This window comes from Acidaminobacterium chupaoyuni, from assembly GCF_047936785.1.
GTDB classification, from domain to species: domain Bacteria; phylum Bacillota; class Clostridia; order Oscillospirales; family Butyricicoccaceae; genus Acidaminobacterium; species Acidaminobacterium chupaoyuni.
In genome coordinates this window covers 515,764-528,703 of record NZ_CP176394.1, presented here as the reverse complement: position 1 = coordinate 528,703, position 12,940 = coordinate 515,764, and the positions used below count along the sequence as shown (strand labels likewise).

Genomic DNA, 12,940 nt, shown 5'->3' with positions numbered 1-12,940 from the left:
CCTGCCCTTATTCTTTTTCTTTCAGAACGATCGTGATGTGCGATGTTCTTTTAAGGATTCTGAACGCTCTGCCCTGGGCACGGGGACGAACTCTCTTCATCACAGGGCCGGAACAGGCGAACACCTGCGCCACATACAGCTTGTCGGTGTTCATGCCGTGGTTGTTTTCTGCGTTCGCTGCTGCGCTCTTAAGCAGCTTCAGCATCGGTTCGCTTGCTGCCTTCGGAGTATGCATCAGAATAGCAGCGGCTGTGCCAACATCTTTGCCCCGGATCAGATCGCAAACGATCTGCACCTTACGGGGAGAGATGCGAACATGCTTTAAATAAGCTTTTGCTTCCATCAATCTTTCCTCCTAGGCTTATTTGCCGTTGTTGGACGATTTGCTGCCCGCGTGGCCGCGATAGGTGCGCGTGGGAGCGAATTCGCCAAGCTTGTGGCCGACCATGTCTTCTGTGACATACACAGGAACATGCTTCTTGCCGTCATGCACGGCAAAGGTGTGTCCGACGAACTGGGGGAAGATAGTCGAGGCTCTCGACCATGTCTTCAGCACTCTTTTTTCGCCGGTTTTGTTCAATTCATTGACCCTTTTGATCAGCTCGGGAGCCACAAAGGGGCCCTTCTTAACGCTTCTGCCCATGAGTTGTGTCTCCTTTCATTATTTGCCGTTACGGCGTTTTACGATTTGCTTATCGGTGCGGTTCTTGGTCTTTCTGGTCTTGTAACCCATGGTGGGTTTGCCCCAGGGTGTTACAGGGGAAGGACGGCCGATGGGGCTCTTGCCTTCACCACCGCCATGGGGGTGGTCACAGGGGTTCATAACCGAGCCGCGAACGGTGGGGCGGAAACCCTTATGGCGGGTTCTGCCGGCCTTGCCGATCTGCACATTTTCGTAATCGATGTTGCCAACCTGGCCGATGGTGGCTTTGCAATCCATGCGGATGTAGCGAACTTCGCCGGAAGGCAGGCGAACCTGAGCGGCTGTGCCTTCTTTTGCCATCAGCTGAGCTGCGCCGCCAGCGGCGCGAACCAGCTGGGCGCCCTTGCCGGGATACAGCTCGATGTTATGGATGAAAGTGCCGAGGGGGATGTTGGCGATGGGCAAGCAGTTGCCGGGTTTGATATCGGCGGCTGCGGAAGAATAAAGGGTGTCGCCGACATTCAGGCCGTTGGGGGCGATGATGTAGCGCAGTTCTTTATCTTCATATTCAAGCAATGCGATGTTGGCGCTGCGGTTGGGGTCATACTCAATGGTAACGACTTTGGCCGCCATGTCCATCTTGTCGCGCTTGAAGTCGATCACTCTGTATTTTTTCTTGTTTCCGCCGCCACGGTGACGAACGGTGATTCTGCCATAGCTGTTACGCCCGGAATTTTTCTTCAGGGATTCCAGAAGACTTTTTTCCGGCTTAACCTTGCTCAGACCCGAATAATCGATGACGGTCATGTTTCTTCTGGAAGCCGTCGTCGGGTTGAAGGTTTTAATAGCCACTGTGTTTCACTCCTTATTGTCGTTTGTTTTGCGCCGCGTTTTCGCGGCATACCTTCATTTGGGCTTTTCAGCCTCAGGCTTGTTCACGGTTTAGAACATGCCCTCGAAGATTTCGATGTTCTTGGAATCTTCGGTCAGACGCACAATGGCCTTTTTTCTTTTCGCGGTGTAGCCGGTATGAACGCCCTGTCTTTTTTCTTTGCCCAGCACATTGATGGTGTTCACGCTCTGGACTTTGACTTTGAAGATCTCTTCCACAGCCTTGCGGATTTCAACCTTATTGCTGTTTCTTGCCACTTCGAAAACATATTTTTTATCGGCAACACCCATCATGGATTTTTCTGTGATGATGGGTCTGAGGATCACATCGTATGCAGTTTTCATTATGCGTACACCTCCTCGATTTTTGCGACAGCCGCTTTGTCGATAATGAACTTATCGGCGCGCAGGATATCGTAAACGCTGATAACAGAAGAGATGGTGGTTCTTACGCCGGGGATGTTGCGGGCGGAAAGAACGACATTTTTGCGAACTTCGGGCATCACAACCAAGGCTTTCTTGGTGGCTTCCACCGCGCTGAGGAAGTTCACGAACGATTTTGTTTTCACTTCTGTCATATCCAGGTTGTCGATCACCACGATGGCGCCTGCTGCCGCTTTAGCGGAAAGCGCGCTCTTGATGGCCAGCTGCTTGGATTTCTTGTTGATGCGATAGCTGTAATCGCGGGGCTTGGGGCCCAGGGCGATACCGCCGTGGATCCACTGGGGAGCTCTTGTCGAGCCCTGACGAGCACGGCCTGTGCCCTTCTGGCGCCAGGGTTTGCGGCCGCCGCCGCTCACTTCGGCACGGGTCAGCGTGCTTTGTGTGCCCTGTCTTTGGTTGGCGAGGTAATTCTTCACGGCTTCGTGCATCACAACGGTATTGGGTTCGATGCCGAACACAGCGTCGCAAAGCTCGATCTCGCCGACGACCTTACCGGTCATATCATAAACATTCGTCTTAGGCATGATTTATCCTCCTTCCCTCGGCCCTTAAGCTTTGACCGTGTTTTTAATGAACACGATGCCGCCCTTGGGTCCGGGGACAGCGCCGCGGATAGCGATCAGATTCAGCTCTTTATCAACTTTCGCGATATCGAGGTTCTGAATGGTGACCTGTTCGCAACCCAGATGGCCTGCCATTTTCTTGCCGGGCATAACTCTCGAAGGGTCTGTGTTAGCGCCCATGGAACCAACGCTGCGGTGAACAGGGCCCACGCCGTGGGTATGTTCCTGCGAATGGGCGTTCCAGCGCTTGATGATGCCCGCGTATCCTTTGCCCTTGCTGATGCCGGTCACATCGACCTTGTCGCCTTCGGCGAACACATCGGCATAGACGGTGTCGCCCACATTGTAAGCGGAGATATCGTCAAGGCGGAATTCCTTCAGATATTTCTTCATGCTCACACCGGCTTTTTTCAGATGGCCGGCTTCGGGCTTGCTCAGCTTCTTTTCAGCGATGTCGGCATAGCCGAGCTGAATGGAATCAAAGCCTTCTTTTTCCGCAGTTTTCTTCTGCACAACGGTGCAGGGGCCGGCCTCGATGACGGTAACAGGGATGACTTTGCCTGTTTCGTCAAAGATCTGCGTCATGCCGACCTTCTTGCCAATGATGGCTTTCTGCATTTTATTTCCTCCTTAAAGGCTATTGGTTAAAGGGCTTTGCCCCTTAACATGACCCGCCCGCTCTGCGCAAGACAAGTGCGGGCTGTGGGTTTTCGTGTGTTGTTTACAGCTTGATCTCGATATCCACGCCGGCGGGAAGATCAAGGTTTGTCAAAGCTTCCATGGTCTTCTGGTTGGGCTTGCAGATGTCGATGAGGCGCTTGTGGGTGCGGCGCTCGAACTGTTCGCGGCTGTCCTTATATTTATGAACGGCGCGCAGGATCGTTACGATCTCTTTTTCGGTGGGCAGGGGGATGGGGCCTGAAACCTCAACACCCGTGCGCTTCGCTGTTTCAACGATTTTCTCAGCGGCCTGGTCGATCACCTGATGATCATAGGCCTTGAGGCGGATTCTGATTCTCTCTGTGTTTGCCACTGTGGTTTCCTCCTTGATTCGAACGTAATCAATTTTGTTTTCTTTGACCGCGTTCGGCAGGAAATTTTGCAACGCCGCCGCGCGTATCGCGCTTTGGGCATGAAATAAGCCGGCTCGCTTTTGCGCAATCTTCCGGCATCATCTGCACCCGTTGGTTTCCTACCGCGGCTTTTCTGCATCTGCAGAGAGTTCCGCCGGCATCATGGAAATGCGCGTGCTGCTTCGTTCCCAGCCGCCCGATTGTCGGACATACTCCACCAAAGTTACCTGCTTTCGCAGCAATCTCCGGCTTCATCGCAATATGTTCACGCCTTAGGGCATAATTCTCCTATAGGCGCTTCTATAGAATATCTTATTGCAGGCAAGGTGTCAAGTGTTTTTCTTGATTTTTTCAGAAGTTTTTTTGTTTTTTTCGGTCGTGGCCGTGTTTTGCCGCCGCGCCGCCTATATATTATATAATAAGGTGTCTTTTTTTGCAATTTTTCTTTTTTCTTTTTGCCCGCGGCTTCGGCGGCGGCAGGCAGACCGCCCGTTTTGCCCGGCTTTAAAAGATCGTTTGGGGCGCGCACTCTCTGCCAAGCAGCGCATGCGCCGAAATTTGAGAAACGCCGGTAACCCCGCCATTTTTTAGCCGTCAAAAACCCTTGACAAGGGTTTTGCGCGGTGCTATAGTGAATACAATATCGATAGCATCCCTGTGATCAGGAGGGAAAATGTTTTCCCAACGCCCAGAGAAAAGAGGTCATCGGCTGAAAGCCTCTTTGCGTTGTTCGTTTTCCATACCGCCTGTGAGGGCCTTTTCCGAGGCAGCCCCTTTGGTTTCTGCCCAGGTCAAGGCGTTTTGCCCCCGTTAAAGGGCCTCAAGCGGCGGGTTTTTGCCCGCAAGCAGAGTGGAACCGCGGTAATTCACCGTCTCTGATTTTTTATCAGAGACGGTTTTTTTATTTTTATCCGCCAAAATAATACCGATAGAGAGGTGTATTGAATATGGTGAAAATCACATTGAAAGACGGCTCCGTGCTGGAAATGGAACAGGGTTCCACGGCGCTGGATGCCGCGCAGAAAATTTCGGAAGGTCTGGCGCGCAATGCGCTGGCCTGCGAGATCAACGGCGAGACCCGCGACCTGATGACCCCGATCAACGAAGACTGCTCTTTGAGCATCCTCACTTTCCAGGATGAGATGGGCCGCTGGACTTTGCGCCACACCGCTTCCCACATCCTTGCCCAGGCCGTCAAGCGCCTGTATCCCCATGTGCTGGTGGCCATCGGCCCCGCCATCGAAAACGGCTTCTATTATGATTTCGATATCGATGCCCCCTTCACCGCCGAAGATCTGCAAAAGATCGAAGCCGAAATGAAGAAGATCGTCAAAGAAAACATCAAGATCGAGCGTTTCACCATGAACCGCGAAGAAGCTATCGCCTATTTCAAAGAACAGGGCGAGATCTATAAGCAGGAGCTGGTGGAAAATCTGCCCGAAGGCGCCGAGATCAGCTTCTATCGCCAGGGCGATTTCACCGATCTTTGCGCGGGCCCCCACCTGCCTTCCACAGGCAAAGTCAAGGCGCTGCGGCTCACAAGCTCCACCGGCGCTTATTGGCGCGGCGATTCCGATAAAAAAATGCTCAAGCGCATTTATGGCACAGCCTTCATGAAAAACGCCGAGCTGGAAGAATATCTGGCCGCGGTGGAAGAAGCCAAAAAGCGCGATCACAACAAGATCGGCCGCGAGCTGGAATATTTCACAACGGTGGATACCATCGGCCAGGGCCTGCCCATCCTGCTGCCCAACGGCGCCCGCGTGGTGCAGCTTTTGCAGCGCTGGGTGGAAGATGTCGAGCAGCAGCGCGGCTATCTGCTGACGAAAACACCCTTCATGGCCAAGCGCGAGCTTTATAAGATCTCGGGCCACTGGGATCATTATCTCGACGGCATGTTCGTTTTGGGCGACCCCCACGATGAAACCAAAGAATGCTTCGCCCTGCGCCCCATGACCTGCCCCTTCCAATATCAGGTCTATCTCAACCGCGCCCGTTCCTATCGCGATCTGCCCATGCGCCTGGGTGAAACCTCCACCTTGTTCCGCAACGAATCTTCGGGCGAGATGCACGGCCTCATCCGCGTGCGCCAGTTCACCATTTCCGAAGGCCATCTGGTGCTGCGCCCCGATCAGCTGGAAGAAGAGTTCAAGGGCTGCCTCGATCTGACGAAATATATGCTCGATACCGTGGGCCTGCTGGATAAATGCACCTTCCGCTTCTCCCAGTGGGATCCCGCCAACCTCAACAATAAATATGAAGGCACCGCCGAACAGTGGGAAGAAGCCCAGAGCGTGATGAAAACCATCCTCGACGATCTGGAAGTTCCCTATAAGGTGGGCGTGGATGAAGCCGCCTTCTATGGCCCCAAGCTGGATATCCAGTATAAGAATGTTTTCGGCAAGGAAGATACCCTGGTCACCATCCAGATCGATATGCTGCTGGCCAAACAGTTCGGCATGGAATATGTGGATGCCGACGGCCAGAAGAAAACGCCTTATATCATCCACCGCACTTCTTTGGGCTGCTATGAACGCACACTGGCTTATCTGCTGGAAGAATTCGCCGGCGCGCTGCCCGCGTGGCTTGCGCCCACACAGGTGAAGATCCTGCCCATCACCGACCGCACACGCGATTATGCCGTTTCTGTCATGAAGCAGCTTCAGCAGCGCGGCTTCCGCGTGGAGCTGGATGACCGCAGCGAAAAGATCGGCTATAAGATCCGCGAAGCCCAGCTGCAAAAAGTGCCTTATATGCTGGTGCTCGGCGATAAAGAACAGGAAAGCGGCGAAGTCGCCGTGCGCAACCGCAAAAACGGCGAAACGGAAGTCATGTCGGCCGATGCATTCATCGCCCGCCTGCGCGAAGAAGTGGATACCAAAGCCCGCTAAGCTTCACGCCCGCGCCCGTTTTCAAAAATCAGGTGCCCTCCGCAAGATTTTGCAGAGGGCACTTTTTCTGTTTCATCGGCGGCATTTTCAGCGCCGTGAAGCGATTTTTGCCGTCTCTTCCCCTGCCCGGCGCCGCCGCTTTTTTCCGGCCGGCAGCCAAACCGCCGGCGGGCCTGCCGGCCATCTTTTTTCATTTTTCTTTCCCTCCGTTTGCCCGCCCGGGCGGCCGCCGCCGCTCTTTGACGGCCCCGCTTTCTTCCGGATGATCAAATCCTGCCGCAAAGTCAGGCTTTTAGGCCCGATTTGCCTGTTTTACGCCTTGTCACCCCGCAAAAAAACTGATATACTAATTTCGCGTATCCTTTTGTTTCCGCGCCGCCCGGGGCGGCTGTGACAGAAAATTCAAATTTATAAAATAGAAGGACTGAAAACAATGGCCAACGACAAAAAGCTGGTGCGTGAGATCACCCCCATGGATGAAGATTTTGCCCAGTGGTATACCGACATCGTGAAAAAAGCCGAGCTGATCGATTATTCCAGCATGCGCGGCTGCGTGATCATGCGCCCCTATGCGCAGGCGATCTGGGAAAATATCCAGCATATTTTCGATGGAATGATCAAAGAGACCGGGCATGAAAATGTGGCGATGCCGCTGTTCATCCCCGAATCGCTGCTGCAAAAAGAAAAAGACCATGTGGAAGGCTTTGCGCCCGAAGTGGCGTGGGTCACCTATGGCGGCGGCGAAAAGCTGGAAGAGCGCCTTTGCGTGCGCCCCACTTCCGAAACCCTGTTCTGCGATCATTTTTCCCATATCGTGCAATCCTACCGCGATCTGCCCAAGCTTTATAACCAGTGGTGCAGCGTCGTGCGCTGGGAAAAAACCACCCGCCCCTTCCTGCGCACCCGTGAATTCTGGTGGCAGGAAGGCCACACCATCCATGAAACACAGGCCGAGGCCGAGCAGGAAACCATGCAGCAGCTGGAGGCTTATGCCACCCTAGCCGAAAAATATCTCTGCATGCCCGTCATCAAGGGCCGCAAGACCGATCGCGAAAAATTTGCCGGCGCCGAAGCCACTTATACCATCGAAGCCATGATGCATGACGGCAAAGCCCTGCAAAGCGGCACTTCCCATTATTTCGGCGATGGCTTCTCCCGCGCCTTCGGCGTGCAGTTCCAGGGCCGCGACGGCAAACTGGCTTATCCCCATCAGACCTCCTGGGGCATTTCCACCCGCCTCATCGGCGGCATCATCATGACCCACGGCGATAACGAAGGTCTGGTTCTGCCCCCCGCCATCGCCCCCATTCAGGTGGTCATCGTGCCTATCGCCATGCATAAGGGCGGCGTTCTGGAAAAAGCGCAGGAAGTGGCGCAGACCTTGAAACAGGCCGGCATCCGCGTGAAGGTGGATGGCAGCGACCAAAGCCCCGGCTGGAAATTCGCCGAATATGAAATGAAGGGCGTGCCGCTTCGCTTAGAGATCGGCCCCCGCGACATTGAAAATAACAGCTGTGTGCTGGTTCGCCGCGACAACCGCGAAAAAACCGTGGCTTCGCTGGAAAACCTGCCCGCAACCGTCAACAAGATGCTGGAAGAGTTCGCCGCCGCCATCTATGCCAAGGCCAAGGCCAACTTAGATCAGAACATCGTTTCCGCCGCCACGCTGGAAGAAATGAAGGCCGCTCTGGTGGGCCGCCCCCGCTTTGTGAAAGCCATGTGGTGCGGCGATGAGCATTGCGAAGAGGTCATCAAGGCCGAAACCGGCATGCCCTCCCGCTGCATGCCCTTCGAGCAGGAGCATATCAGCGATGTCTGCCCCGTCTGCGGCAAGCCCGCCAAGCATATGGTGATCTTCGGCATCGCTTATTAATTTTTTCAGCGTTCTTTCAGGCGAAAACCGGCTTTCGGTTTTCGCCTTGTTTTCTGCCTTTTGGTATAAAAGCAAATTTTTTTCAGAAAATAAGAAACAAAAGCGGCCGGTGATGCGTCTAAAGCACATAACCGGTTAAACTTTATCTGATCTGAAAGGAATTTAGCGTTATGAAACTGAAAAAATTATTGGCGCTTTCGCTGAGCCTTGCGGCCCTGTGCGGTATGTTTGCCGGCTGTCAGAAAAGCAGCGAGAGCTCTGAAAAGAGCCCCGCCCCCAAGGATATCTATCAAAAAATCGTCAAAGAGATCGGCGAAGAAAATATGCCCGCCCTCAGCGAAGCCGATGCCGACACCCTGAAAACCTTCTATGGCATCTCTTCCGATGATCTGGAAGCCTATACCCTGCAGATCCCCAAAATGAATGTGAAGGCCGATGAATTCTTCATCGCCAAAGTCAAAGAAGGCAAAATGGATGCCGTGAAAGAGGGCATCGAAAAACGCAAGGCCGATCTGGATAACACCTGGAAGCAATATCTGCCCGATGTTTATGAAACCGTGAAAAACGCCCAGACCGTGGAAAACGGCAGCTATATTCTGTTCGCGGTTTCCGAAAACGCCGAAAAGGCGGTTTCTGTTTTCAACAGCGAAACCAAATAATTTCACCCTGATCCTGACGGGGCGGAACTGTTTCCGCCCCTTTATTCTGCAACGAAATGAGGAAACGCCATGGTTTTCAGCAGCATCCTGTTTTTATTTATCTATCTTCCGCTTTCCCTCGCCATTTATTACATCACCCCGCGCAAATTCCGCAATTTCGCGCTTTTGCTGCTGAATCTGGTTTTTTATGGCTGGGGCGAGCCGGTATACATTCTTATCATGATCTTTTCCATTCTGGTGGATTATACCCACGGCCTGTTGATCGAAAAACACCGCGACAACGATAAATTCGCCCGCCGCGTGGTGGCCAGTTCGGCGATCATCAATCTTTCCATGCTGTTGTTTTTCAAATATTATGATTTCATCGCCGCCAACCTGTCGCTGATCCCGGGGCTTTCCTTTTTCAAGCCGCTGGGCATCTCGCTTCCCATCGGCATTTCATTTTATACCTTTCAAACCATGTCCTATACCATCGATGTTTATCGCGGCGACGCCAAAGCCCAGCATAACATCGTGGATTTTGGCACCTTCGTCACCCTGTTCCCCCAATTGATCGCGGGGCCCATCGTGCAATATAAAGATGTGGATGAGCAGCTGGCCCACCGCCATGAAAACAGCGCCCAGTTTGCATCGGGCGTTCAGTGTTTCATCTGCGGCCTTGCCAAAAAAGTGCTGCTGGCCAATAATATCGGCGCGCTGTGGGAAGTTTACCGCGGCGCTTCCCCCGCTTCGCTTTCCGTTCTGGGGGCGTGGCTGGGCATCGCGGCGTTCGCGTTTCAGATCTATTTCGATTTCTCGGGTTATTCCGATATGGCCATCGGCCTGGGGCGGATGCTGGGCTTCGAATTCAAGATCAATTTCAATTACCCCTATATCTCGCGCAGCATCACCGAATTCTGGCGGCGCTGGCATATTTCGCTGGGCAGCTGGTTCCGCGAATATGTTTATATTCCGCTGGGCGGCAACCGCCGCGGCAAATGGAAGACCTATCGCAACATTTTTGTCGTTTGGATGCTCACGGGCATCTGGCATGGCGCCAGCTGGAATTTTCTCTGCTGGGGCGTTTATTTCGCCCTGCTGCTGATGCTGGAAAAGGCATTTTTGCTCAAATGGCTTGAAAAAGCCCCGAAAGCCGTGGGCCATCTCTATACCATGGTGCTGGTGCTCATCAGCTGGGCCTTTTTCGCCATTGAAAGCCTGCCCGCGGCGGGGCGCTACATCGCTTCGATGTTCGGCTTTGGCGGCGGTCTTTATGCTGCGGCCGATCTTTACCGCCTGATGGCCTATCTGCCGCTGCTGCTGATCCTTGTCTGCGCCAGCCTGCCCGCGGCCAAGATGTTTTTGCAAAAGCTGGCGCCGCGCCCCCGGGCCGCGCTGCTGTTTGTTCTCTGCGCCGCCGCGCTGGTGAGCTCCACCGCCTATCTGGTGGATGCCTCTTATAATCCGTTTCTCTATTTCCGCTTTTAAGGAGGGCCGTCGCTATGAGCAAAGCTTGGAATCGCGCATTCTGCGCCCTTTTGATCGTGTTTATCGCCGCGTTGTTCTGCATCAATCTCGTTTCGCCCGACCGTGAATTTTCCGATATGGAAAACCGTGTGCTGGCCCAAAAACCGGCGTTTTCGTTTTCGGCGCTGTTTTCCGGCAAATGGACGGCCGCCTATGAGACCTATCTCACCGATCAGTTCTCTTTTCGCGACAGCTGGGTGGCGATGAAATATCTCTGCGAGCGCGCGCTGCTGAAAAAAGAAAACAACGGCATCTATTTCGCCGATAACGGCATGCTGATCTCCCGCTTCGATGCGCCCAAAAAAGAGCGGGTGGATAAAAATTTCGAAGCGGTGGAAGCACTGGCGCAAAGCAGCGGCCTGCCCACCCGGCTGATGCTGGTGCCCACCGCCGCCTATGTTTATCGCGATGCGCTGCCGAAAAACGCCCCCTCCTATGACCAGCAGAAGCTGCTCGATCGGGCGGCGGGGCTGCAAAACGCTTCTTATGTGGATGTTTCCGCGGTTTTGAAAGAACATCGTGGCGATGCTCTCTATTACCGTACCGATCACCACTGGACAACTTCGGGGGCCTATCTCGCCTATTGCGCTTATATGAACACGCTGGGCCGCGGCGAAGAAATCGTTTCCCGTGAAACATTGGAAGGGCTCAAAAAAGAGCTTCCCGATTTTTACGGCACGCTTTACAGCCAATCGGGGGCGCGGTTCATCAAGCCCGATACCATCACCTATTATGATTTTCCGGGCGTCACCATGCAGCAGCCCGAAAAACAGCCCGTTTCGATCTATGACCTTTCTTTTGCCGAAAAGAAAGATAAATATGCCGTTTTCTTCGGCGGCAATCCCCCGCTTTTCACCATGAAAAGCCAGGCACCCGGCGCGCACGGCAAGCTGATGGTCATTAAAGATTCTTTCGCCAACAGTCTTCTGCCCTATCTTTCCCAGAATTTCGCCGAGATCGAAGTGTTCGACCCCCGCTATAACCGCCAAAGCGCGGCGGAAGCGGCCAAAGCCTTCGGGGCCGATCAGATCCTTGTGCTGTATCAGACGGCAAACTTTGCATCCGATGTGAATATCGGCCTGCTGGGCGCGTGAGGGCCGCCCTTTCTTCCAAAGCAAAACCCCGAACCGTTTTTGCGGTTCGGGGTTTTGCTTTATGCCCGTTTTCATGGGCTTTTTATTCTTTTTTGCCGAAATCACGCACGCCCTGTTCTGCCGCGGGCTCGCTCTGGGCGGTTTCGGCGCTTTGATTGATGCGGGCGAAGCAGGGGCAGGAAGCATCGTGATCGTTGATGATGCCGCAGGCCTGCAAATGGGAATAAACCGTGATGGCGCCCAGATAGCGGAAGCCGCGTTTTTTCAGATCTTTGGCGATGGTTTCGGAAAGGCCGTTGCTCACAGGGATCCGCCCCGCTTCGTGGCCGCGGTAAAGGATGGTCTTTCCTTGGGAATAGCCCCAGAGATATGCCGAAAAGCTGCCGAATTCCCGCCGGATCTGCTGAAAGGCCCGGGCGTTCTGTATGACCGCCTCAATTTTTCGCCGCGAGCGGATCATGCCCGGAACGCCCAGAATGCGCTGCACCTCTTCTTCGCCATAATCGGCCACCCGGTCATAATCGAAATTTTCGAAACAGATTTTGAAGACCCCGCGCTTTTGCAGCATCATGTTCCAGTTCAGGCCGCACTGCATGGCTTCCATCATCAAAAATTCAAATTGCTTTCGGTCATCGTGAATGGGAACGCCCCATTCTTCGGCGTGATATTTTTCCAAAAGGGCGTTTTCCGCGCCCCAGTCGCAATAGGCCATCTTTCCCTGCTTTCCGCCGCCCCGCGGCCGTCGTTTTCTGTTTTTGGCTTCTGCCCTATCAGATCAAAACCCCTTCGCAATGATCGATCTCATGCTGGATGATCTCTGCCGTGAAGCCCGTGAAGGTTTTCAGCCGTGTTTGGAACGCGCTGTTTTGATATTGCACCTTGATCGACCGCCAGCGCCTGGTTTTGCGCAGCCCCGCCAGCGAAAGGCAGCCCTCCTGCGTTTCATACTGCCCCTCATGCCTGACGATCACGGGGTTGAACATCACCCAATATTCCCCTTCATGGTCAAAAGCGATGATGCGTTTGTTGATGCCGATCATGTTGGCCGCCATGCCGACGCAGCCCTCTTTGTGGGCTTTCAGTGTTTCCAGCAGATCTTCGGCCGCCGCCAGATCTTCCGGGCCCGCTTCTTCCGCCCGCAGGGCAAGAAACGCGGCATCCCGCATGATTTCTCGAACCATAACCCAACCCCTCCTGTTTCTGTTGTGGTTATCATACCACGCCCGGCCCCGCCGTGTCAGCCTGTTTTTTCTTCCGCCCGCTTTTTCGCTTCAAAAAGGCCGAACCGCAAAACCACGGTTCG

General features: G+C 53.9%; 16 protein-coding genes. 5 read left to right on the top strand and 11 right to left on the bottom strand.

The window, feature by feature from the left end:
• Window positions 1–7: 7 nt before the first annotated feature.
• The 8 genes from rplV to ACJA3I_RS02560 form a co-directional block, all read right to left on the bottom strand.
• Complete coding sequence (rplV, locus tag ACJA3I_RS02595; protein WP_458863211.1) at window positions 8–343, bottom strand: 50S ribosomal protein L22; 336 nt, start codon at window positions 341–343, stop codon at window positions 8–10.
• Window positions 344–361: 18 nt separating this feature from the next.
• Window positions 362–643 (bottom strand): 30S ribosomal protein S19, encoded by a 282-nt coding sequence (rpsS, locus tag ACJA3I_RS02590; protein ID WP_458863210.1) that lies wholly within the window; start codon window positions 641–643, stop codon window positions 362–364.
• 18 nt (window positions 644–661) lie between these two features.
• On the bottom strand, window positions 662–1,495 hold the full coding sequence (rplB, locus tag ACJA3I_RS02585) for a 50S ribosomal protein L2 (protein ID WP_458863209.1): 834 nt from the start codon (window positions 1,493–1,495) through the stop codon (window positions 662–664).
• 90 nt (window positions 1,496–1,585) lie between these two features.
• Window positions 1,586–1,879 (bottom strand): 50S ribosomal protein L23, encoded by a 294-nt coding sequence (rplW, locus tag ACJA3I_RS02580; protein ID WP_458863208.1) that lies wholly within the window; start codon window positions 1,877–1,879, stop codon window positions 1,586–1,588.
• Window positions 1,879–2,502, bottom strand: a complete 624-nt coding sequence (gene rplD / locus ACJA3I_RS02575; RefSeq protein WP_458863207.1) for a 50S ribosomal protein L4 — start codon at window positions 2,500–2,502, stop codon at window positions 1,879–1,881. The genes rplW and rplD overlap by 1 nt, the downstream gene beginning before the upstream one ends.
• A gap of 24 nt (window positions 2,503–2,526) precedes the next feature.
• Window positions 2,527–3,159: a 50S ribosomal protein L3 gene (gene rplC / locus ACJA3I_RS02570; RefSeq protein ID WP_458863206.1), complete on the bottom strand. Its 633-nt coding sequence runs from the start codon at window positions 3,157–3,159 to the stop codon at window positions 2,527–2,529.
• 103 nt (window positions 3,160–3,262) lie between these two features.
• A complete protein-coding gene (gene rpsJ, locus ACJA3I_RS02565; protein ID WP_458863205.1) occupies window positions 3,263–3,574 on the bottom strand; it encodes a 30S ribosomal protein S10 in 312 nt (103 codons plus the stop codon).
• 305 nt (window positions 3,575–3,879) lie between these two features.
• The gene (locus ACJA3I_RS02560) at window positions 3,880–4,212 is read right to left on the bottom strand and encodes a hypothetical protein (protein WP_458863204.1); all 333 of its coding nucleotides are present in this window, start codon (window positions 4,210–4,212) and stop codon (window positions 3,880–3,882) included.
• A 349-nt stretch (window positions 4,213–4,561) separates the two neighbouring features.
• Here ACJA3I_RS02560 and thrS point away from each other — a divergent pair, with 349 nt between their 5' ends.
• Entirely contained in the window at window positions 4,562–6,505 is a 1,944-nt protein-coding gene (gene thrS, locus ACJA3I_RS02555; RefSeq protein WP_458863203.1) for a threonine--tRNA ligase, read from the top strand.
• Here thrS and ACJA3I_RS02550 read toward each other — a convergent pair.
• Window positions 6,502–6,699 carry a hypothetical protein gene (locus ACJA3I_RS02550; RefSeq protein ID WP_458863202.1) on the bottom strand — a complete coding sequence of 66 codons (198 nt, stop codon included), beginning with the start codon at window positions 6,697–6,699 and terminating at the stop codon, window positions 6,502–6,504. The genes thrS and ACJA3I_RS02550 overlap by 4 nt on opposite strands.
• A gap of 239 nt (window positions 6,700–6,938) precedes the next feature.
• Here ACJA3I_RS02550 and proS point away from each other — a divergent pair, with 239 nt between their 5' ends.
• The 4 genes from proS (at window position 6,939) to ACJA3I_RS02530 (ending at window position 11,637) form a co-directional block, all read left to right on the top strand.
• Entirely contained in the window at window positions 6,939–8,378 is a 1,440-nt protein-coding gene (proS, locus tag ACJA3I_RS02545) for a proline--tRNA ligase (protein ID WP_458863201.1), read from the top strand.
• Window positions 8,379–8,548: 170 nt separating this feature from the next.
• Window positions 8,549–9,037 (top strand): DUF4358 domain-containing protein, encoded by a 489-nt coding sequence (locus ACJA3I_RS02540; protein WP_458863200.1) that lies wholly within the window; start codon window positions 8,549–8,551, stop codon window positions 9,035–9,037.
• Window positions 9,038–9,106: 69 nt separating this feature from the next.
• Entirely contained in the window at window positions 9,107–10,504 is a 1,398-nt protein-coding gene (locus ACJA3I_RS02535) for an MBOAT family O-acyltransferase (protein WP_458863199.1), read from the top strand.
• A 14-nt stretch (window positions 10,505–10,518) separates the two neighbouring features.
• Window positions 10,519–11,637, top strand: coding sequence for a DHHW family protein (locus tag ACJA3I_RS02530; protein ID WP_458863198.1), 1,119 nt, complete (start codon window positions 10,519–10,521; stop codon window positions 11,635–11,637).
• An 82-nt stretch (window positions 11,638–11,719) separates the two neighbouring features.
• On the opposite strand, the gene ACJA3I_RS02525 is transcribed toward ACJA3I_RS02530, so the two are convergent.
• Together ACJA3I_RS02525 and ACJA3I_RS02520 are read right to left on the bottom strand one after the other, a co-directional pair.
• Window positions 11,720–12,349, bottom strand: a complete 630-nt coding sequence (locus tag ACJA3I_RS02525) for a DNA-3-methyladenine glycosylase I (RefSeq protein ID WP_458863197.1) — start codon at window positions 12,347–12,349, stop codon at window positions 11,720–11,722.
• A gap of 58 nt (window positions 12,350–12,407) precedes the next feature.
• Window positions 12,408–12,818, bottom strand: coding sequence for a peptide deformylase (locus ACJA3I_RS02520; protein ID WP_458863196.1), 411 nt, complete (start codon window positions 12,816–12,818; stop codon window positions 12,408–12,410).
• Between the last annotated feature and the right edge of the window lie 122 nt (window positions 12,819–12,940).

Coding starts and splice junctions, on each gene's coding strand:
- ACJA3I_RS02525 (WP_458863197.1), bottom strand. CDS start 12,349: ATGGCCTATTGCGACTGGGGCGCGGAAAACGCCCTTTTGGAAAAATAT.
- ACJA3I_RS02550 (WP_458863202.1), bottom strand. CDS start 6,699: ATGAAAAAAGATGGCCGGCAGGCCCGCCGGCGGTTTGGCTGCCGGCCG.
- ACJA3I_RS02530 (WP_458863198.1), top strand. CDS start 10,519: ATGAGCAAAGCTTGGAATCGCGCATTCTGCGCCCTTTTGATCGTGTTT.
- proS (WP_458863201.1), top strand. CDS start 6,939: ATGGCCAACGACAAAAAGCTGGTGCGTGAGATCACCCCCATGGATGAA.
- rpsS (WP_458863210.1), bottom strand. CDS start 643: ATGGGCAGAAGCGTTAAGAAGGGCCCCTTTGTGGCTCCCGAGCTGATC.
- rplV (WP_458863211.1), bottom strand. CDS start 343: ATGGAAGCAAAAGCTTATTTAAAGCATGTTCGCATCTCTCCCCGTAAG.
- thrS (WP_458863203.1), top strand. CDS start 4,562: ATGGTGAAAATCACATTGAAAGACGGCTCCGTGCTGGAAATGGAACAG.
- rplC (WP_458863206.1), bottom strand. CDS start 3,159: ATGCAGAAAGCCATCATTGGCAAGAAGGTCGGCATGACGCAGATCTTT.
- ACJA3I_RS02535 (WP_458863199.1), top strand. CDS start 9,107: ATGGTTTTCAGCAGCATCCTGTTTTTATTTATCTATCTTCCGCTTTCC.
- ACJA3I_RS02520 (WP_458863196.1), bottom strand. CDS start 12,818: ATGGTTCGAGAAATCATGCGGGATGCCGCGTTTCTTGCCCTGCGGGCG.
- ACJA3I_RS02540 (WP_458863200.1), top strand. CDS start 8,549: ATGAAACTGAAAAAATTATTGGCGCTTTCGCTGAGCCTTGCGGCCCTG.
- rplD (WP_458863207.1), bottom strand. CDS start 2,502: ATGCCTAAGACGAATGTTTATGATATGACCGGTAAGGTCGTCGGCGAG.
- rplW (WP_458863208.1), bottom strand. CDS start 1,879: ATGAAAACTGCATACGATGTGATCCTCAGACCCATCATCACAGAAAAA.